Source organism: uncultured Varibaculum sp. (assembly GCF_902489465.1).
Classification (GTDB): Bacteria; Actinomycetota; Actinomycetes; order Actinomycetales; family Actinomycetaceae; genus Varibaculum.
On sequence record NZ_CABTZZ010000015.1, the window covers coordinates 21,338 to 42,219 of the forward strand.

The window sequence follows — 20,882 nt, forward strand, 5'->3', positions numbered from 1 at the left end:
AAACTCCTCGAAACTGGATAGCCTGTTAATAGTGAAATCGCGCCGGTTAACGCAAGGGCGATAAATTTAGTCTAAATAAATTGGCGTCGGTAATGGAATAACTGATGATGTAACGGTCAGCCGAGTGGAAGCCAGACGAGAAACATAGGAGAGAGCTATCAATGAACCCGCTGGTATCAGTATTGATCCCTATCTACAACGTAGAGAAGTACTTGCCGGAATGTCTGGGAAGTTTGGAGGCGCAGGACTTCAAACAAGCTGAGTTTATCTGTGTTAATGATGGATCAACAGATGGTTCGCGTGACATCATCGAGCATTTCTTGAAGAAAGATTCACGTTTTAAAGTCATTGACAAGGAAAACTCTGGATACGGCGCCTCCATGAACCGGGGCTTGGAGGCAGCGCAGGGCGATTATGTAGCGATTTTAGAATCAGACGATTTCATGGAAGCAGATACGCTTAGCAAACTACACCATGCCATTAGCAGTACCGGAGCAGATGTGGTTAAAGCTAACTTTTGGATGTACTGGTCTATTCCCACAAAGCGTAACGACTTTTTTGAGGCGATACCGGGGAGAAAGAGCGAAAAAATAGCTGATCCCGCCAGCGATCCATTCATCTTTTATACCAAGCCTTCGATTTGGTCTGCGATCTATCGAAAGTCTTTCCTCGATAAAGAAAAAATTTCTTTTTTGGAAACTCCAGGTGCTTCTTTCCAAGACACCAGCTTCACTTTTAAGGTTTGGGCTTCCACCCATAAGGTCTATTATTTGCATGATGCATTTGTGCATTACCGGCAAGATAACGAAAATTCTTCAGTGAACTCTCCCGGAAAAGTAGATGCTTTGTTTAATGAGTACCGGGAGATTAGCCGTTGGTTGGCGGACAATCCCGAAAAGCAAAAGACGTTTTCACCCGTAAAAGTAAAGATGCTTTACGATGCGTTGATCTGGAACTATGAAAGAGTCGCCGCGGAGCACAAGGTGGAGGTGTTGCGTAAGGGACGCGCAATGTTCCTGGACGATTTTACGCAGGGAAACGTGGACATCCGGTTATTCGAGCCTTGGAAACTCTTGGACATGAGGACAATCATGCTCTCACCGGAAAAATATCATCACGATCGAAGTCAAGGAGAGTCATTAAACCAGCGCGTTGGTAGAGTAATTCAAGAGCGTGGCTTTAGTGGGTTTGCTCGCGCCGGTGCCGTAAAGGCGGTAAATAAAGGGAAAGGTCTGGTTAAATCGTGCCGACGATATCTGTAATCGTACCCGTTTACAATGTTGAGAAATATTTAGCTCATTGCCTGGAATCGATTCGCAAACAAGATTTTTCAGATCTAGAAATCATCTGCATTAATGATGGTTCTACTGATACTTCCCCCAGATTGCTAACCATTGCCTCTGAACTTGATCCGCGCATTCTAGTGATCAACCAAGATAACCGCGGGGTTTCTGCCGCACGCAACCGGGGTCTGGGCGTTGCTTCCGGAGAAATAATAATGTTTGTCGACGGTGACGACTTCTTAGCTCCGGGAGCATGCAAGACAGTAGCAGAAGCTTTCGCAAAAGATAAACCAGATATTTTTACCTTCGGGGGCAAGGCTATTTCCTATGGGAAGCCGTCACCCTGGTTACTAAATGCTCTTTCTCCCAAGAAAGAGGTTATTCGAGGTCTAGGTGGGGACCTCTTTAAAAAAGCGAAAGAAAGACCCTATATCTGGTTATCGGCTTTTTCTCGTGATTTCCTGGAAACCAACTCTGTGCGTTTTGAAGAGGGGCTCGCAGTTGGTGAAGATCAACTGTTTTACTTAGAGGCCTATGTTAGGGCGAATCTAATAGTAACTTCTCCGAAACCCCTTTATTTCTATCGAGCCAATCGTCTCGGATCCGCAATGTCTAGTCAGCATAAAGATGATGACAAGCGGGTAAAGCAGCACTTGAACTTGGCTGACCGGGTATTTTCACGATGGAAAGCGGCCGGCTTGTTTGAAGAGCATAAGGCGGGGCTGCTGTATTGGTTTCTTGATTTTATTTCTTACGATGCTTTCCATACAGATAGCTCTGAAGAGGCGCTTCAAAGCGTACGAAAATTGATATTCAAGTATTTTGGGAATCCCCATGATGGTGATCTTGACGCTGCCACCGCCTTGGCATTGCGCAATTTGGAGCATCCTGAAAATCCTCTCAGGTACCCCCGTAACCTTGTGGTGATGGTACTGGAAGGTATGCAAAATCCCGTACTTAGTTCCCAGATTGCTCTGGAAAAACTCGGAAAACTAACCCCGCTGCGAATACTTTCAGCCATCTATAGACGGATTTTTCCGGCTAGCAGTTTAATGCAATATTGGTGGATTGCAGGAGTAGGCTACACTACAGCCGCCGCGGTGGAAGATGCGCAGTCCTATAATCGTCTAATTGCCGAATGGACGTTGTTCAGGCAGTGACCGATTCATACAGCTCCAATGCACTTTGCTTACCGGAATGATATATATCTTTCGAGCACACTAGAGGTGAGCAAACTTGGAGGCTGTCTGTAGCATTGAATAGATGTAGAACAGATCGTTAGCACTCATATAGGGAGAGATAAGTGGATGTCGTGGGAGTAGCCTCAAACGCTGATTTCTTTAACTCCTGGCTGCTATTCTCCGTTCCGTTGATTGTATCCTTAGCGGTGCTGTTCCTGCCTGGTCTGGCATCTGGATATGCCTTGGGTTTACGGGGCCGCTGGCTTTGGGGATGGGCGCCTGCCGGTTCAGTGGGGATAGTGTTTCTAGCGGCGGTAATAGCTTCCAAGTTAGGGATTACCTGGGGATTTCCAGTATTGCTAGTTTTCTGCATCTGCGCAACTTTTATTTGCTGGCTGATTTCTGTACTCCTAATCCGTTTCTATAAGTCAAAAAGTGTCGATACGGGAATTAGTGATCTTACAAAGTTAAGTCGGGGCGATAAGAAGTGGGTATATTTACCACCGATATTACTGCTCTCCATGTTTTTATATGAGACGGTTCGTTTCGCGACGGTGGTGAAACGCCCCGGAGCGTTTGCTCAAATATGGGACAATCTTTTTCACTCTAATCTAGCTATGATGTTTCTACAGAGCGGAGAGGCATCACCTTTCAAGGTTGATCTCTGGAATCCGGGAAGAGCTGGGTTCTATCCGGCGGCCTGGCACGAGGTAGTTTCCTTGGTGGCCAGTACCTGTTCAGGAGCTGTAACCACTGCTACCAACGCTGTGGCACTGGTAGTCGCTTTCATTATTTGGCCTTTGGGAATCTTCTGTTTGGCGTCTGCGATTTATACTTCTCGTCTGGTTCAGCTGATCTCCCTGGCGTTTTCCTTGGCGTTGCCCCAGTTTCCTTTCGCTCTCTTCAGCTGGGGTCCGCTCTACCCGAATTTGCTGAGCTCTTCGCTGTTACCGATAGTTATCGCCCTTTTTGTTAAATGGCTTTCGAGCAAACGGCTTGTTGCTGTTCCAGAATTATTTGCCACGGCTTGGGGTCTGGTCAGTGTGGGAGCCAGCCAGCCTAATAATGTATTTACTTTCGTCATTGTGGCCATCATTGTTACTTGGTGTTTTGGAGTAACCCGGATAAGTCATTATTCCGAGAGGTATCGAGGACGCAGAGGGGTAAGAAGTGCAGTGTTGGCGGGCTGGACGGCGTTGTGCCTAGCCGTCTACTGCCTGTGGGAATGGGGAACTTTCCAAATTTCGCTGATCAGAGGATTCCGTACGAAAACCCCCGACTGGTTTCCGCAGGGATCTTACTGGTCAGGAATCAAGGAGATTCTTTTATTGACCGCGGGTAAACCGAACGCTAGTTTTACGGTTTATCAGTGGTTAGATACGTTGCCGCTATCGGTTTTTTTGATCATCGGTTTGGTGGTGCTGACCATCAGCCGAAAAAGAACCTGGTTGGTTTTTTGCTGGCTAATTTTTTCCGGTCTTGCTCTCGTGGGGCACTCGATGCAGGATTTGCAGCTACGTCAGTATTTGGTAGGGGTCTGGTATGCGGATTCGCCCCGACTTTTTGTGCCAGTCGTAATGTTTTCTATTCCTATTGCCGCCGGAGGTTTGGGATGGTTGATTTGCCAACTTAATAAGTGGATTTCTCCAAAGGTATCTCGGAAAACTAAAACTATTATTTTAACTGTCTGTCTGGTAGTACCGGTGGGAGTAGCTGCCGACCCGACTCATTTGAAGAAGTCGTGGGAATGGATTGGCGATGTATTTTCTATTCGCACCCCCGCAGATAAAACCCTCGGTTTAGTGGACGAAGATGAGCTCGAATTACTGCTGGAACTTCCTCGTCTCACGCCCCCTGACAGTGTAGTTTTAGGAAACCCCTGGGAAGGAGCTGCCTTTGCTTGGTCATTGGGACAACGCCGTGCGATTTTCCCAACCTTACAAGCTGCTAGCGACCCTATGCCGGATAGGGCGTTCTTAACTAACCAGCTATACCAAGCTGAGAAGAGAAAACAGGTGTGTTCTTTCCTACATACTAGGAACGTATACGTCTTAAACTTCCGCAACCACTATTCAGGAGCGGAGGGAAAGACGGGCATCCAAAAGAAGTACCCGTCATTCGACTCTACGAATACGCCCCTACTAACTCCGGTGAAATCAGTTGGGCAGGCACGGCTATTAAAGTACCGCGGCTGTCTTGGACAACTCCCTACCGGGAGGCCTGATCCCCAATAACCATGCGGGGGGTACCTTTCCACAGCTGCGGATCGGTTACCCGGCGGCCGTCAAATAACAACTTGATGCCGGGCAGATCTTTCGCGCTAATGGTTTTGTATTCGGCGTGGTCAGCTTGCACGATAGCTGCAGTAACTTCTTCGCCTAGGTGGTAGGCGTCCCAACCGAAGCCCGCTAGTTCCTCGTCGCTAAACATGGGGTCATGAACCAGCACCTTTGCTCCCCGCTTGCGTAAGGAGTCAACGGTAGCGAACACACCGGAGAACGCGGTTTCTTTAACTGCCCCCCGGTAGGAAGCCCCCAGTACCGCCACTTTGACGTCTTTCAAATCGCCCAGCACTTCCTCTACGCGGGAAACTACATATTCGGGCATTCCGGCGTTATAGGTACGCGCAGTCCGAACCACGGAGGCATCGGGGTCGGTAGAAAGGTACAGACGCGGGTAAACCGGAATGCAGTGTCCACCCACCGCAATCCCAGGGCGGTGAATGTGAGAATAGGGTTGAGAGTTACACGCATCGATTACTTTTTGCACGTCAATACCGACTTTGTCCGCGTAGACCGCAAATTGGTTAGCGAGCCCGATATTAACGTCCCGGTAGGTGGTTTCCGCCAACTTGGCCATCTCGGCAGCCTCAGCGTTACCCATGTCCCAAACCCCGTTTTCACGAGGCAGGTCGGGGCGCTCATCAAACTGGAGGACGCTTTCATAGAACTTGATTGCTGCTTGGGTGCCCGCCTCAGATAGCCCGCCGACCAGCTTGGGATAGCGACGCAAATCCTGGAATACCCGTCCGGTTAAGACCCGTTCGGGGGAGAATACTAAATGAAAATCTTCGCCCTCTTTCAATCCCGAGATTTCCTCAATCAGTGGCTTCCAGCGGTTACGCGTAGTACCCACCGGCAAAGTGGTTTCGTAGGAAATTAAGGTTCCGGGGGTTAGGTGCTCGGCAAGGGAACGAGTGGCCTGATCCATCCAGCCGAAATCTGGCTGCCAGGTTTCGTCATTGACAAACAGCGGAACTACCAAAACAATCGCGTCTGCATTAGGAATAGCGTCTGCGTAGTTGGTGGTGGCACGGAGTTTTCCAGCCGGTACTAGCTCAGAAAGTTTTTCTTGCAGGTGAGCCTCCCCCGGGAAAGGCTCTTTCGCCTGGTTAATCAGGTCAACAGTCTTTTCGTTAACATCGACCCCAATCACGTCTTGTCCGCTGGAGGCAAACTGTACTGCCAGAGGCAAACCGATTTTTCCCATTGCCACAACTGCTACGCGCATCAAAGCTCCTTTGATATTACTAACGATTCAATAGATCCTGGATCCAGTCTACTCGGCATTTAGGATTCTGAGTTTATTTTGTATCTCTGGTTAATGACGCCCGGGTCTACGCCGTAATTTTCTGCGGCTTGGACTCAGCTGGGACGGTTAGCCGAGGGTAGCAACAGTGTTTTATGATAATGTTAAATGTTAACTGTTTAATGCAGCTGAACGCTGCAAGATTACGGTATCACCACGAATGGTTTGAGGGTTTAGTTATGGCTGTCCAGAGCAAAGTTATTAGGACGGTAACCTGTTTTACGGCAGCTGCCAGTTTAGTGCTGGCCACGGTACCGGCATACGGAGCTGAAGTCCCAAGTCCGGATTCCCCACAATCTCCTACAGCAGCGGAAAATGCTATTCCGGGTAGTGAAGAGCCCCAGGATTCTTCCTTACCTGCCGCCGACAGCTCAGATGAAGAGGCTGAGAGTAGCTCTAATGATTCCTTGGGAATCCGAGAGTCTGGTCCAGACACCTCCACTCCTCAAACTGCGGGGAATTCTGTTCAAGTTCCCTACACCGGATCAACAGTTTCACCGGGATCATTAGCCCCAAGTAATGGAGCGCCCCTGACTAAGTCCTCATACCCGGGATTTAGCGTGGCTTACTCAAAGCAGATTGGTCACGGGTGGCGTTCAGATGGGGTACTAATGTTGAACCGGTATCTCGGGACAAAGTATCCAGACCTGCTATTTTTTGATAAGCGCGGAAATGACATTTTTATTCGTCTCTACCGGGGAGCCTCAGGTGGCAAAGTCTACACTGTGGGTGACATCGGTCATGGCTGGAATGACTTCGATTTAGTGATGGCTGGAGATATTAACCAGGATGGGAAAACTGATCTTTTAGGCAGGAAAACTAATGGTGATCTAATTTATTACGAAGCTCGCAAGGGTTCATACTATTTTAAACCAGGGGTCAAAGTTGGCCATGGCTGGACCGGTATGCGTTCATTGACCTTTATGCCTCGTACCATTGGGAACAAATGTGGGGTTCTAGCAGTGGATTCTGAGGGACGTATGCATATCTATCCCTTTGCTAACCGCAGAGGAAGCTTTGCGCGCTCGGTCAAGTTAGGATACGGCTGGAGTAAATTCACGAGAGTAATGCGCATTGGCGATGCAGACCGTAACGGGAAGTCAGATTTCTTAGCAACTGATTCGGCAGGCTATTTGTATCTTTATCGTGCCAACTCGGCCGGGAATGCCTTCACACCAGCTCAGGTGGGTCACGGGTGGAATGGAATCTCTCAAATTCTACCTATCGATGTGTCATTAGGTGGGGGGATAATGGCAGTGGACAGTAAGGGAGCACTTCTCTATTACACGGTGAAACTCCCCGCTCCCGCATCTAAACGTGGTTGGCGTGCCCCAGGCCGCTATCTGCAAGCAGTTAGCCGAGTGCGCGCACCTGGAAATACTGTAGTCCCGCGTCGTGGTTGGAATGGCACCAAGGTTAGGGAAGTTCGTGCTCGTTTAGGCGTGGGGGTACCTCTTAATTCCGGCATGACTTTTGATGGACGTACTGAAAATGCGGTTAAGCGTTTTCAGAGTCGAGCTAGGGTTAGAGCTACCGGTGTTGTTGATCGCCGGACTTGGCAAAAACTGACCCGGCGTTCCTGGACTATGGATAATTTCCAAATGCGTCCAGTCAGTCTAAGCGCAAACCGCACTCAGCGGGTTAATGCCATGATTTCTTTTGCTCGCCGTCAAATCGGCACGCCCTACACTTGGGGCGGCGCCGGAGGCTATCGTGATGGATATGATTGCTCCGGGCTGGCTCTGCAGGCTTTGTATGTTGCCGGTATCGATCCGCAACCTATAAACGTCATTGCTCACGCGGCTCCGACTTACCGCAGTTCTAAGCAGCTCTATGCCCATCCGAAATTGCAAAAAGTTAGGTTTGCTTCTCGTCAGCCAGGAGACTTGGTATTCTGGCGAGGACGGGGCGGAATCTACCACGTAGCTATCTATGTGGGTTCCAACCAAATAATCGAGTCTAATTATGGGCATACGCGGCAACGGGGACTGTATAACTGGGGAAGTATTGCTCCCTACGTTGTGCGTCCGTTGGCGCGGTAGATCTGGTCGAATAACTAGTAACACAGAGGTTGCTATTGAAGACAAAAAATAGCAGAGTCCGTTGGATTGGAATCTTGGTAGTAGGGTTACTGGTGGCAGCCATTGGGGCATCATCTTGGTATTACTGGCATCATTCCAGGCAAAATTCCCTTCCTCAGGCGACCGGACCGCAGGTGAAAACATCTGTTGGCCCTAATGCTAACTTGCCGGAGGTGCAGGCTGGTTCCCAAGGGTGTGCTGCTATGGATAAGGTTTTGAGTAACCTCCTCGAGCAAACCCCCCAAGGTAAAGCATTCACGGGGCGCGTAGCGCAGATTCAAGCTCAACAAAATGATCCTGGCTCTGGAACTGAAAACGCCACTCAGGAGTGGTCGAAGTTTTTGCAAGTTCTTCCGAATTACTACCCCGAATTCGAAAACGCTGCCGGGGAAGACGAAACAGCCAACCAGGCAATAAAAAATATGTCCGAGATTGTCGCCTTGGAACCACAGCTGATTTCGGGGAAGATTCCCGAATATACCGATGGGCAGGCCGCGCAACGTGAGCTTGAGGAAGGCAAAACTCCGAAGCAAAACCCGGAATACGTTAAGAAATCAGAGCAACTAGATAAACTGTTAGATCAAGTCAGTTGGTGTATGCCTACTTGGCCAGTTATCTACGGATAGCAAGTTTCGTGGTGGCTTACTGTTGTAGATAAACTACCTGTAAAAAACCAATGAAAGGTACCGGAATGACCCGCATAGTTGATAGCGCAGATGTTTCCCCCGAAGCGCAGATTGGGGAAGGCTCCAGTGTTTGGCATTTAGCGCAGGTGCGCGAACACGCCCAGCTGGGTAAGAACTGTATTATCGGGCGCGGTGCTTATATCGGCGAGGGCGTGCGCATGGGCGATAACTGCAAAGTGCAAAACTATGCTCTGGTTTATGAACCGGCTTCCCTAGAAGACGGGGTGTTTATTGGGCCGGCAGTGGTGCTCACTAACGATCATTTTCCCCGGGCGATTAACGAGGACGGTTCCATTAAGTCTGCCTCCGACTGGGAACAGGTGGGGGTCAGCATTAAGCGAGGAGCGGCGATTGGTGCCCGCTCGGTGTGCGTAGCGCCGGTAACTATCGGCGCCTGGGCACTAGTAGCTGCCGGATCAGTTGTAACCAAAGACGTTCCTGAATACGCCCTGGTGGCCGGGGTTCCGGCGCGTCGTATTGGATGGGTAGGGCCAGCAGGTGAAAAACTGCAACCAATATCGGGTGAAGAGGACATATTTGAGTGCCCAAAGTCCGGTAAACGATTCCGTCAAATCTCTGAGAATAAGTTAGAGCAAATCTAGGCGAGGTATTTACGGTGGGTAAACGGCGTGGTTTCGTTAGGATAGTGTCCCGAATTTATGTTCCAGAGGCTGCAGCGGCCTCGTTCCGTTTGGCGGGTGTGGCCAAGGCGTTACGGAGAAAAGGCATAGAAGTTGAGGTGGTTACCACTACAGCCCCACCGGACGCACAACTCAACGATCAAGATCGCGTACGGCGTTTTCCGGTACTGCGAGATAGAGAAGGATATGTACGCGGGTACCTGCAGTATCTTAGCTTTGATATTCCCGCGTTTTTCCGGGTTTTGTTTTCGCCTCGCGCTGCCGTGACCTTAGTGGAACCGCCCCCTACCACCGGATTTTTCATGCGGATAGCCAATAAACTCCTGGGTGTTCCCTATGTGTATTACCTGCCAGATTTGTGGGGAGCAGCCAGTGCGTCTTTCGCTCCAAAGATAGTTGTGAAAGCAGTAAAAGCCTTAGAGGCGTTCGCGGTTCGGGGTGCTGCCGCAGTAATCGCGGTAAATGAAGAGATCGCTGAGACTGCGCGAGCAATGGGTGCAAAGTCGGTGCACCTGATCCCGAACGGAATAGATACCGATACCTTTACTAACGAAGTTGAGCCACTATCCCGGGGTGAGAGAGAAGATGTTGGCTTGGCAGATGCGCCCTATTTTATTTACACCGGTACTGCTTCCGAATGGCAAGGTGCCAGTATCTTTATCTCTGGTCTGGCTCAGGTAATAGACAAAATTCCTCACCACCTGGTGTTCCTCGGTAAAGGCAGCGACTGGGATTTACTTAAAGAACAGGCAGCGAAACCGGAACTGAAGGGGCGAGTGCACGTCCTGGAAACACTCCCACCAGATGAAACTGCCCGCTGGATAGCGGGCGCGGACGCCGGGCTGGTATCTATAAAAGCCGGAGCAGGATATGACCATGCGTATCCCACAAAAGTACTCTCTACTTTAGCGTGTGGAACACCAGTGATATATGCAGGACCGGGTCCGGCAGGTGAAGATATAGTTGAAAACCGTTTAGGAGTTTGTGCCGAGTACTCTGCGAGTAGTGTTGGCACTTCCTTTACCAGGATCATTGAGGAAAAAACGGGGCTTGTGGATAGTGATACCAGGCGGCAATGGGTGGTTGCCTGTCGTTCCTTGGAAGCCTCTTCGGCGGCAGTGGCTAAGGTTCTCATGTCTAACGTTTGAAAAACAACGATTAGCGGCGGAAAAATAGGATCCATCCGTTAGAAAAAGCTGGGAGAACTAGTCTGTGTTAAAGGTCTATCTGCTGCAAGTAACTTGTTCTTTGCTGTTACTTTTCATCCCCGGTCTAGCTGTCTCTTGGGTTTTACGCATAAAAGGGATTATTGCCTGGGCTTTCGCTCCGTTAATTAGTCTATCTATCAGCGCCTTAGGAGCGGTAATAGCTAATCTAGTAGGAATCCGCTGGGGCATAGGCAGCTTCCTACTAATGGCCGCTGTTTTTCTAACGATGGCTTTCCCCCTGTCAAGAAAATTTCAGCCGCTACAGATATCCTCCCTACCACCATGGCTATTACCTACCGGTATTGCCGCTTGTCTGTTACAAATAATTCCCTTTTTTTTCGCTAGCTCTATCCATAACCCGATTCAACAGGTTGATTCGACCTTTCATATGAATTTGGTGTGGAACATCCTGGATTCTGGAAATGGCTCAACATTTGGTGGGGCAACCAGAATGTATGGTTTAGAGACGACCAGAACCATTTACCCAAGTGGCTGGCATGATTTTTTGTCCCTATTTACTACCAAGGACACCGTAGCTACCGGCGTTAATGCCGTTCACGTAATGATTTGTGTACTTTGGGTTTTGGGGATAACCATACTGGCACATTGCCTGTTCCCCGACAGACCAGAAATAGTATTGTTGGCGCAGGGGTGCTCTGCCCTGGTAAACGAATTCCCCACTTATATGCAAACTGTGTACCCTATTTTTCCCAACAGTTTGGCTGTGGCTTGCTTACCAGTGGCAGGAGCCGCTTTCTTCTGCATACTGTGTCCTCCGAACCAAGTAAATCGGTATCAGCGGGTGTTTTTCCTAGGGATATTAGTCTGCATAGTTTTATCGATTTGCTTAGTCCATCCCTCTTTTATCTTTAACTCCGTCTTATTAGGGATTGGTCCGCTTCTCTATCTACTCTGGTATAAGATCCGACAAATTCCACCTGATGCAAGCAGGCGAATTCTGCTAATCGCTACTTCTATGGTTTTAGCTCTATTAACACTGGTGGTAGTAGTCGCGACTTCTAGCAGCTACGTGCGTACTACCTTTTCTCGAATGGCAAAGGCATACAATACTAGTCCCCGGGTGAGCCTATTATCTTTCGTCAAAATTCTTTCGTTGGCCTCTTGGTATCCTACCGACGTTGCTGCTAGCGCAAGCCGCAGCCAAAATCTGTTAGCGTTCGCCTGTATGATACTCACAATTTTTGGCATTTTTTTCGCCCGAAAATTTGGAAGATCTGCAATAGCCTTAATATGGGCATGCATTCCTTTAGCTTTGGTCGCTTTGGGCACTATGTGGCGTATCTTCCCACTAACGATTATCGCCGGGTTTTGGTATATGAGCCCCCATCGAGTCTTGTCTGCTCTTGCTGTTCCGCAGATAATAGTTATGGCTCTGGGTGCTGCTGCTATTTTTTCAAAGTTGTCGATGATTATAGGCTCTTATTCTAAATGGTCGCCTCATAGAATTAAACGGGTAGTCACTGTGGTGAGTAGCTTAGCTTTCGCGGCAACTATTCCCTTAGGGATAATATCTAAGTCGACCTACTACCGGATAGTTTATGACCCAAACTCCAGCTTTCCTACTATTGTGGCTTCTGCTGCCGAACTGTCAATGCTGGAGCGTTTGCGAGAGTCTGACCTGGACAAGGGGATGATTCTTGGCGATCCGATGAATGGATCCGCTTTAGCACAGGCAGTCAGCGGTAAAGAGGTAGTCCTACCCCAGTTGTATTATCGAGATGAGAATGAGGATGAAAACTATCTCAAAGATAACTTCTCGAGAATAGGTGAGGATTCCCAAGTTTGTAACATTTTACAGAAATATCGTATCGCTTATTTTTACTATGACTCAGATCGGTTCGATGGCACAACGGACGCTAACCAGGAAGCACCTGGGTTTTACCAAGATATTAATTGGTCTTTTTTGCGTAAAATTGATTCCGGGGGAACGGCTTCTCTTTACGAGATTACTGGGTGTCGCTAAATAAGTATCCGGGTATGAGACACTACTTTAAGAGCAACTACTTATATCAGCTGGGAAAACATACAATATACATGCCTAGACTACGAATGGATGAGTAATGAAAAAGAAGCGCTTAATCTTGTTAGATGGATATTATCCTTACGGGCACGGGGAAGAATTCATTGAAAGTGAGATCTCCTATGTTGCTAGCAAGTTTGACGAAATAATTATTCTTCCAACTCATCTAAGTGGAACCGAAAAAATAACGCGCACTGTCCCACAAAACTGTAAGGTATTTCCGGTAGTTCAACGTAAAAAAATCCAGCAAATGTTATATATGATTCCGGCATTTACCACCGGGATGATTAACTACGATGGCTGGAAAGAAACGCTGATTGATTTATGGTTTTCCACTAGTGTTTTGAGTCTGTACTCGCAAGTTAAGCAGATTCTAAAAGAGCACAATATTGTGGCTGATAGCTCGACTAGCACGGTGATTTATAGCTACTGGATGTTCAAGGAAGCAGCCGTGGCTATCATGCTGCGCGATAAGTATTTTTCCGGAAATGCGAAGGCGGTGTCACGCGCGCATCGATTTGATGTGTACCCTCAACATTATATTGCTGGCCATCTTCCCGCGCGTCCTTTCATTGCCTCGAAGATAGACATGCTTTACCCCATATCTGAATCAGCAAATCACGAGATTCATAAGATTAAGACTGCGCAGCCCATCTGCAGTACAGTCTCCCGTCTGGGGGTACAAGCATCTACCCTAAATGCCCCCCGCTCTAGACCCGATATCTGCCATTTCTTAACCTGCTCATCGCTTTTAGCAGTAAAACGTCTGCCTCTAATTGTGTCCGCTATGAAGGAGCTGTATAAACAGCAAGGCAAGAGTTTTCGGTGGACCCATATTGGCGACTCCGGCAAGGGATCGGGAGGAAGACTAGATGAAATGGTACACGATGCCGGCCTATCTGAAGTGTTCACCAACATGGGGCGCTTGGGTAACTCGGAAGTAATCGCTGAAATGGAAGATCAAAAATACTCGTTTCTAGTTAACTATTCGGAGTCCGAGGGTGTTCCAGTGACTATCATGGAAGCCTTTTCGTGCTATCTGCCGGTTATTGCAGGTGACGTGGGAGGAATCGGCGAACTGGTAAAAGATCAAGTTAACGGATTTGTCGACAGTTACGACCCTACAGAAAAATCACTGGTAAAAATGCTGATAAAAGCGGTGAACTGCAGTGAGCCAGAATATTCAGCTCTCTCGCAGAGCAGCTATGAGACGTGGAAGAATATGGCTGATGCAAGAGCCAATTATCAGAAATTTACTCAACAGCTCTTAGATTTGAATTAGTTTTATGCTTTGCGTAGCTGAATTTATCAGCGGAGATGGAATAATCTCGGAGCGGATAATAGCGCTCACCTTACAAGGAGAAGTGGTAGTACAACGGGAGTTCTAGACCTCGGCATCGTATTTTTTCGCGCTCCAAAAGGCTAGGACAATCATTAGCGCTAGGCAAATAGCCATGCATATTGATAATAACCAGGTGGTGGCTACCAAAGACCATCCGAGTAACGTACCTATGTAGACAGCGCCCAGTCCCACGGCCATATAACTAACTGCAAATCCAAAAAGTACCTGCTGACGATCAATGGTTAAGAAAACCGTTGAAATTGGAGAAGTCGCAACATTTAGGTATAACCATGGCACCAGCGCTTGTCCAATAAGTCCAGAATCATTCCATTGCGAGCCCAAAAACCAAGGAAATAGCCAGGGGGCAATTATTGCTATTACTGCGAAGGGGAGAAACCCGGCAATTAAAGATAGTTTTACGGATGTTTTCACTAGAGCGGTCATGTTACCTTTTTCGGTGGACGCAAATTTTTGATAAAAAACCTGCGAGATTGCTCCCGTTATCAGGCTAACTGGAGCCTGCATTAGACGCCATGCTTGCCCGAACTGACCCACGGCATCAGTAGAGAATAGCGCGCCGATCATCATCATGATCCCGTTCAATCTGATCGCATCGACTAACGCATTTGGGCCATTAATTAGTGGCATCTTTTTGTAACGCTTGAGTAGTTGTATGCGAGTCAGCGAGGGCGCGGTTTCGCCTTCAACCTGTTTCCTTCCTTTCCACATTAATGTTCCAGCAGCAAGTGACTGGCCTAAAATATGGCCGATGACGAGACCGGCTACGCCCCCCAGGTGGCAAAGTGAAAAAACAATCTGAGAGATAGCAATTGAACCGGACATTTGCACTCGGTTTATGGAGATAACCCGGTACTGGAGGGTTCGGGTAAACCAGTAATTAAACGAGTTGACCTGAGACAGAGTAAAAACCGCTAGACCTGAATATATTAGCCAAGGTGCGAGCTCGGGATTACCTAACCACTTCGCTAGAGCTCCCGCAAATGGGATCATAAAAAGGGTAACGCATATGCTTACCACGAAAATTATTACAGTGACAGTATTACGTAACAAACGAGCGTTACCATGCGATTTCGGTAGTACTATTCCTAAATCATATCTGAGGCCGGCAACTGCCACGACAGTGGCTACTACCGAGGTAAACAGCGTGTAAACGCCAATTTCTGTAGGTGAATATAATCTAGAAATTAAAGGTGCCGTAACAAGTGCCAGCAGTTGCGCAATTACGGTTCCTGATAGCAGCGTAGATACGTGCTTTGCCGTAGGGCTTTTTCTGATTAAATCCCGTATGCGTCTAAGCATCTCCACCATTTCAATCCATCATGAGGAATAACCGAATCATCCCAACTTTAGTTAGGTTTAGATCGCATTCAGCCTATATGTAATAGGCTTTAGTTTTTCCAATCCTGCAGTGCCTGCGCCACAGCTATAGCGGCATATCCATCTCCATAAGGGGTTTCGTTTGTGGCTTTTGGTTGAGGACGTTGGGCAGCTTTAACCAGGGCATCTCCCGGCTCCACTAGTTGGTTCCATCCCAGTTCTACGGTCTCTACCCACTCGGTCTCCGGACGTACGGTGGTGCATATAGTGTCAAGCAAGAAGGCTTCCTTTTGTAAACCGCCAGAATCAGTTATTACCCCTGCGGAATGCAGGGTAGAGGCGACCAGTTCTGGATAGGCGAGAGGTCGATGCGCTAGCAGGTTCCCGCGTCCAAGCTCAATGCCATGTTCCTTACATTTAGCCACCAGCCGCGGATGAGCCAAAATCACTGTCGGTAAATCCAGGTGGGCAAGAGAATCAAGAATCTGTTCAAGCCGATCTTTATTATCGGTGTTATCTGGGCGGTGAATGGTGGCGAGCCGATACGCGCCCTCGTGAAAACCAAACTCTTCCATAATTGGGGAGGGTTTATTCTTTACCTGCTCTTTTACCTGTAAAACCACGTCGGTCATTACGTCACCGACTACTACGGTTCGCTTCGCTAGTCCTTCGTTACTTAGATGCTTCGCCGCAACCGCAGTAGGAGCCAGCAGTAGGTCGGCAGCATGATCAGTTAAAACTCGGTTGTGTTCCTCGGGCATTCGGCGATTAAAAGATCGTAGTCCGGCCTCTAAATGAGCGAGTGGTAGATGCAGCTTTACCGCTGCTACGGCAGCGGCCAAGGTCGAGTTCGTGTCTCCGTAAACTAAAACCCAATCCGGTTCGCATTTCTGCAAGACCGGTTCAATGGCGATGAGCATACGCCCGGTTTGCTCGCCGTGACTGCCGCTGCCTATCCCCAAATGCTCATCAGGGGCAGGAATTCCTAGGTCGCGGAAAAATACGTCCGAAAGCATCGGGTCATAATGCTGACCAGTGTGGACGATAATATGTTCTATCCCTTGCTTTTCCATCGCTTTTGCAATGGGAGCTAGTTTAACGAACTGGGGGCGTGCCCCTACCACTGAAAGAACTTTCATAGCTTCTATTGTATGTTGTTGCTTGATAAAAGAAATTAACCCTACTATCCCGCTAAAACTGAATCTTTATCCCAGTGGCTTTACTGACTTTAAGACATAAGTACTACACTCGTAGCCTGGTATTACTAAGCCGCTAGTTTAGTGATAATCTATCGGTTCTTGTCAAGTAAATCAGTTAAAATCTTCCGGGCAACAGCTGCGTCTTTCTCAAAGCAAAGATCGGTAGCGGCATAATCCACTGCCTGTTTATAGTTTTCGATGCGTTCGGGGTTTAAGGTATTCAATGAAGCTACAATTTCTTCTACAGAGAACCCTTTTGAAACGATCCCCAGATTGTATTTCTTTACTACATCAACCATCTCCACCGTGGGGCCGACCGCTATAGCTAAACGAGCTTGCACAAAGTCGAATAACTTGTTTGGCAGAGTTAAGCGAGCATTAGTGTTAAAGGGGGGAATCCAAAATACTCCTACGTCGTATTGATTTAGAGTTTTCGGTAGTTCTGCCGGTTTTACCGGATCGTGGAACACGATACGCGGTGATCCCTCAGCCAGGGATTTTAGTTCGCGAAGGTACTTGCCTCCATCATTTGCCGGAACCAAGTACAAGTCGAGGGTGAAGCGCTCTCCCGCAGCTACAACGGCTTTGATGGTGGTTTCTAAAGCCCGGCCAGGAACGGCACCCCCGGAATGAACTAAACGAATCTGTTCGCGGGCAGTTTTGCTCGGTTCTAAATCTTGCAGGGGACAAGAGTTTCGCATTATCTGGGGCTGGACACCAAAAGTTTCCTGATACAAATGCGCAATTCTGCCGGCAACAGTAGTTTGGGCACTGGTGCGAGGAAGATATTTCTTACAGATGTAGCGAATATAGGGGGCAACTAAAATCCGCCAAGAGGCGATATGGGTTCGCTCTTCCGGCGCCCACTCATGTAGATCCGCCCACACCGGGGTGGAGTCACCAGCGGCATAAAAAGCCACCGGCAACGCCCGAGCATCGTTAGAGATTACCAGGTCGAATTGGCGGTCACGCAGTAGCTCACGGGCACGTCTCAAAGCCGGGGCGGCGAACTCGCTAGCTCCGTGTAAATGCAGAGCCAGCTTGAGTACCCCCGGAACGGTTTGCGGTAGCGACGGTAGCTCGCTGGGAACTTGCAGGTGTTCATCGCTGCCTTCCGGCTGAGTGCCGTAACCTAAGGTAGTTACGTGTCCGAAGTCTTTCACCACGCTGAGCTGCCGTAAAAGACGGGCATCACGTCGTATATCAGAAAACGAAATAACCAGTATATTTGGATTCGAACGCATATAGGCATCATACCTGCGCTAACGACTCGATGGATAACCGGAAAGCTAAGAGACGGGGATTTTCTTGGATCAGAAAAAAGCTGACAATCGGGCTTTGTATAAACAGTATCTCCATACCAAGTAGAAAAACAGGAAGGATCCGCACCGCCGAGTCAACCTTCTAGATAAAAAGTATGTATATAAATTGCTTGTTTCTGCCGGTAGTAGCCGGAAATTACATAGGGTAGAATCATATTTCCCCCAGAAGAACATTTGAAATACGCTCCGGCAATATCAGGGAGAACGACAGTGGCCAAGAATAAAACGCTCACAATTCTAGTTGCTATGGTTTTAGGTCTCGGGTTGGTGCTGCCCACTTACTCGTTCGCCTCGGCAAAAGAGACGGAAGAAAAAGATCAGGTTGCAGTGGTCGATCAGATTCCTCAGCAAACCCCGGTAAAGGTATCCGTAAAGGAAGAATCTCCAGCTGCCGGTGAAGGGGAATCTGACAATTTGGTGTCTGCTGAGATCGGTTTCGACTTAGCTATTGTGGGGGTTACCTGGTCAGAAACTGTGTCAGAAACTCCACAGATAAAGTATCGCACCTTGGGGAAAGACCAGGTTTGGAGTCAATGGCAGAATATTGATGTCGAAAAAGGAGAGAGCGAAAAACGCGCTTCCGGAACCGAGCCGATTGTGGTCACTGAGGCTTCTCAGGTTCAGGTAAAGACCCTCCTGCCCGATGGCTCTACTCCGGAGAGGCTAAAAGTGACGGTTATTAATCCGGGAGTGGGCGCCGGAGACAGCCAGGCTAACCCTAATAAGAACTTGGCGAGGCTGAGATCGGCAGAGGACGCGCGCGGGATAGCTATTCATTCCCGCTCAGATTGGGGCGCAGACGAGAAACTAATGACCTGGCCTCCAAAGTCGATTAAACCGCAGGGGGTGGCCATTCATCACACTGCCGGCACTAATAATTATTCCGCCACCCAGGTTCCGGGAATTTTGCGAGGAATTTATTATTTTCATGCGGTGACTCGAAACTGGGGAGATATCGGCTACAACGTCCTGGTAGATAAGTACGGCAGAGCGTGGCAAGGACGCAGAGGAACCTTCCAGAACCCCAGTGAAGGAGCGCACGCCCGCAGCGTGAACGGGGTAACCTTCGGTATTTCGGTATTAGGAACTTATGAGACGCAGGCACCGCCCTGGGCAGCGCAAGACACCGTCACCCGCTTAGCTGCTGCCCAGCTGAAATTGCGCGGTCTCAACCCCTTAGGAACTTTCACCTTCCGGGGACATACTTTCAACCGCATTTCAGGACATCGCGACTTTGTGGTGTTAGGTACCGGTAATAATACTGCTTGCCCGGGAAATGCATTTTATCGGCAGCTCGGTGCAATAAGGCAACGGGCTGCCACCCTGGCAGCCGGATGGGCCTCTGGAAAGTCCTCACGGGTAAACCGTACTTTCAATGGTGAGACATTACTTTTTGATGATTCGGGGAACGCGGTTTCCCTTTCAAAAGCAAAAAAACAAATTTCTATTGGACAACCGAAATCACTAGGAAAAATAGTTGAGCCGGGATCGCGGGTCTTTGCGACTGGCGATTGGGATGGAAATCGGAAACCAGACCTGATTTCCATTAGCAAAGATGGTGACATGTGGTTACATTCGGGAGGTAACAAGAGATATCTTGCTAAACGGAGAATTGGGCATGGTTGGAACACTATTAATTCCGTAGTTACCGGGCTAGATTGGGACGGAGACGGAAATAAGGATGTGATTGGCCGGGTAGCCAGAGATGGAAGGCTAATTCTGTATCCCGGTAATGGCAAAGGCACATTCAAGAGGGCACGACAAATCGGACACGGATGGCATGGATTTACCAGGCTGGTAGGGGTCAGTAAATTTATGCGTGGCCGCCCAGCCATTCTGGCACAAAACAAACAGGGAGGATTGTTCACCTATGCCGGTAACGGCAGAGGAAGATTCGCCGAGATATTTCAGTCGGGTTGGAACTGGGGCTCCATCCACACTCTAATTGGCGCTAAAGATTGGACAGTCGATAGAGTCGGAGATCTACTAGCCGTAAGAAACGATGGAGCACTGATCGTCTACCCAGGAAATGGGCGTGGTCGTTTTGGGCGCACCCAAGATATTGGTACTGGTTGGAGTGCTTTCTCAACTGTTCTAGATGTCAATGATGCTTCTACTTCTGGAACTACGCTTTTCGGGATTTCTAGTAATGGAGAGGTAAAAGCTTATCCCGCCAAGTTTTTTAAAGACCCGGTAACCAAGTCACCGCACCTGGCCTCCACGATGACTATCCCCGCAGGTAACTGGGATGCTGATTCATCAGCCGATGTGATCACCCGCAGCACTGATGGAAACCTGATGCTCCACGCAAATGGCAATGCCACAGCGGTACAAATTGGCAGCGGCTGGTCAAGATTTAACGAAATCGTGGCTGCTCTTTCGTGGAACCTCGACGAACTACCATATCTGCTAACCTACCGGCGCAGCGATGGGGAGCTTCTTTATTACAAAGCGAATCAAAATGGTCGTTTCACCTCTTCAGACGTTATCGGGTACTACCCGGGCATGAAACAGCTGGTTTATCTCGCTGATTTCTTAGGACATCCCGAGCCAACTGTTGGTTTTATTAAGCCTAACGGGGACTTTATGACACTTGACCGGAGTTCAGGTTCCCTACGCCGTATAGGTCATGGCTGGCAGAATTACCGCTCGGTTATTGGAGGTACTGATGTCAATAACGATGGTAGGCCAGACGTGATTGCCCAATCACCTGGTGCGATAAGGGTTTACTACGGTGCCGCTAGGGGTGGCTTTGGGAGAAATGCAGTATTGAAAACCCTGCCTGCAGGACTTGGTCAGTTGCGCTAATACCTGTGATTTCATTTATTGATACGGAGGTATCAGTCCGAAGCGTGTCGCTATGACCGTAGGAGGCCGCCTGGTCATAGTGGATAGGGCTAAATAGAGTTGCCGATAACTATCAATCGCGGTTGATAGTGTCTAATTCCAAAAACCGGTGGGGTAGTAATATT

Annotated in this window: 14 protein-coding genes; 10 read left to right on the forward strand and 4 right to left on the reverse strand. The window is 48.6% G+C overall.

Translation table 11 applies throughout. The features are described from left to right. The first annotated feature begins 161 nt into the window (after positions 1–161). The 3 genes from RDM26_RS04365 (at position 162) to RDM26_RS04375 (ending at position 4,698) form a co-directional block, all read left to right on the forward strand. Positions 162–1,262, forward strand: a complete 1,101-nt coding sequence (locus RDM26_RS04365; protein ID WP_307737798.1) for a glycosyltransferase — start codon at positions 162–164, stop codon at positions 1,260–1,262. Then, positions 1,244–2,443: a glycosyltransferase gene (locus RDM26_RS04370; protein WP_307737799.1), complete on the forward strand. Its 1,200-nt coding sequence runs from the start codon at positions 1,244–1,246 to the stop codon at positions 2,441–2,443. Before RDM26_RS04365 ends, RDM26_RS04370 begins: the two co-directional genes overlap by 19 nt. 143 nt (positions 2,444–2,586) lie before the next feature. Then, a complete protein-coding gene (locus RDM26_RS04375; protein WP_307737800.1) occupies positions 2,587–4,698 on the forward strand; it encodes a DUF6541 family protein in 2,112 nt (703 codons plus the stop codon). Here the strand turns inward: RDM26_RS04375 and RDM26_RS04380 are convergent. Then, positions 4,673–5,974, reverse strand: coding sequence for a nucleotide sugar dehydrogenase (locus tag RDM26_RS04380; RefSeq protein WP_307737801.1), 1,302 nt, complete (start codon positions 5,972–5,974; stop codon positions 4,673–4,675). The two genes, RDM26_RS04375 and RDM26_RS04380, sit on opposite strands and share 26 nt — an antisense overlap. Positions 5,975–6,231: 257 nt before the next feature. Between RDM26_RS04380 and RDM26_RS04385 the strand changes: the two genes are divergently transcribed. The 6 genes from RDM26_RS04385 (at position 6,232) to RDM26_RS04410 (ending at position 13,991) form a co-directional block, all read left to right on the forward strand. Next, on the forward strand, positions 6,232–8,094 hold the full coding sequence (locus tag RDM26_RS04385; protein ID WP_307737802.1) for an NlpC/P60 family protein: 1,863 nt from the start codon (positions 6,232–6,234) through the stop codon (positions 8,092–8,094). 35 nt (positions 8,095–8,129) lie between these two features. After that, the gene (locus tag RDM26_RS04390; protein ID WP_307737803.1) at positions 8,130–8,759 is read left to right on the forward strand and encodes a hypothetical protein; all 630 of its coding nucleotides are present in this window, start codon (positions 8,130–8,132) and stop codon (positions 8,757–8,759) included. A 65-nt stretch (positions 8,760–8,824) separates the two neighbouring features. After that, positions 8,825–9,421 carry a DapH/DapD/GlmU-related protein gene (locus RDM26_RS04395; protein ID WP_307737804.1) on the forward strand — a complete coding sequence of 199 codons (597 nt, stop codon included), beginning with the start codon at positions 8,825–8,827 and terminating at the stop codon, positions 9,419–9,421. 14 nt (positions 9,422–9,435) lie between these two features. Next, positions 9,436–10,608: a glycosyltransferase gene (locus RDM26_RS04400; RefSeq protein WP_307737805.1), complete on the forward strand. Its 1,173-nt coding sequence runs from the start codon at positions 9,436–9,438 to the stop codon at positions 10,606–10,608. Between the two features lie 64 nt (positions 10,609–10,672). Then, the gene (locus RDM26_RS04405; protein ID WP_307737806.1) at positions 10,673–12,652 is read left to right on the forward strand and encodes a DUF6541 family protein; all 1,980 of its coding nucleotides are present in this window, start codon (positions 10,673–10,675) and stop codon (positions 12,650–12,652) included. Positions 12,653–12,749: 97 nt separating this feature from the next. After that, positions 12,750–13,991, forward strand: a complete 1,242-nt coding sequence (locus tag RDM26_RS04410) for a glycosyltransferase (RefSeq protein ID WP_307737807.1) — start codon at positions 12,750–12,752, stop codon at positions 13,989–13,991. A 102-nt stretch (positions 13,992–14,093) separates the two neighbouring features. Here RDM26_RS04410 and RDM26_RS04415 read toward each other — a convergent pair whose 3' ends face one another. From RDM26_RS04415 to RDM26_RS04425, 3 genes are all read right to left on the reverse strand, one after another. Further along, positions 14,094–15,380 carry an oligosaccharide flippase family protein gene (locus RDM26_RS04415; RefSeq protein ID WP_307737808.1) on the reverse strand — a complete coding sequence of 429 codons (1,287 nt, stop codon included), beginning with the start codon at positions 15,378–15,380 and terminating at the stop codon, positions 14,094–14,096. Positions 15,381–15,460: 80 nt separating this feature from the next. Beyond that, complete coding sequence (gene wecB, locus RDM26_RS04420; RefSeq protein ID WP_307737809.1) at positions 15,461–16,528, reverse strand: non-hydrolyzing UDP-N-acetylglucosamine 2-epimerase; 1,068 nt, start codon at positions 16,526–16,528, stop codon at positions 15,461–15,463. A 149-nt stretch (positions 16,529–16,677) separates the two neighbouring features. Continuing rightward, on the reverse strand, positions 16,678–17,832 hold the full coding sequence (locus RDM26_RS04425; protein WP_307737810.1) for a glycosyltransferase: 1,155 nt from the start codon (positions 17,830–17,832) through the stop codon (positions 16,678–16,680). Positions 17,833–18,120: 288 nt separating this feature from the next. Between RDM26_RS04425 and RDM26_RS04430 the strand changes: the two genes are divergently transcribed. Next, positions 18,121–20,718 carry an N-acetylmuramoyl-L-alanine amidase gene (locus RDM26_RS04430; protein WP_307737811.1) on the forward strand — a complete coding sequence of 866 codons (2,598 nt, stop codon included), beginning with the start codon at positions 18,121–18,123 and terminating at the stop codon, positions 20,716–20,718. The last annotated feature ends 164 nt before the right edge of the window (positions 20,719–20,882 follow it).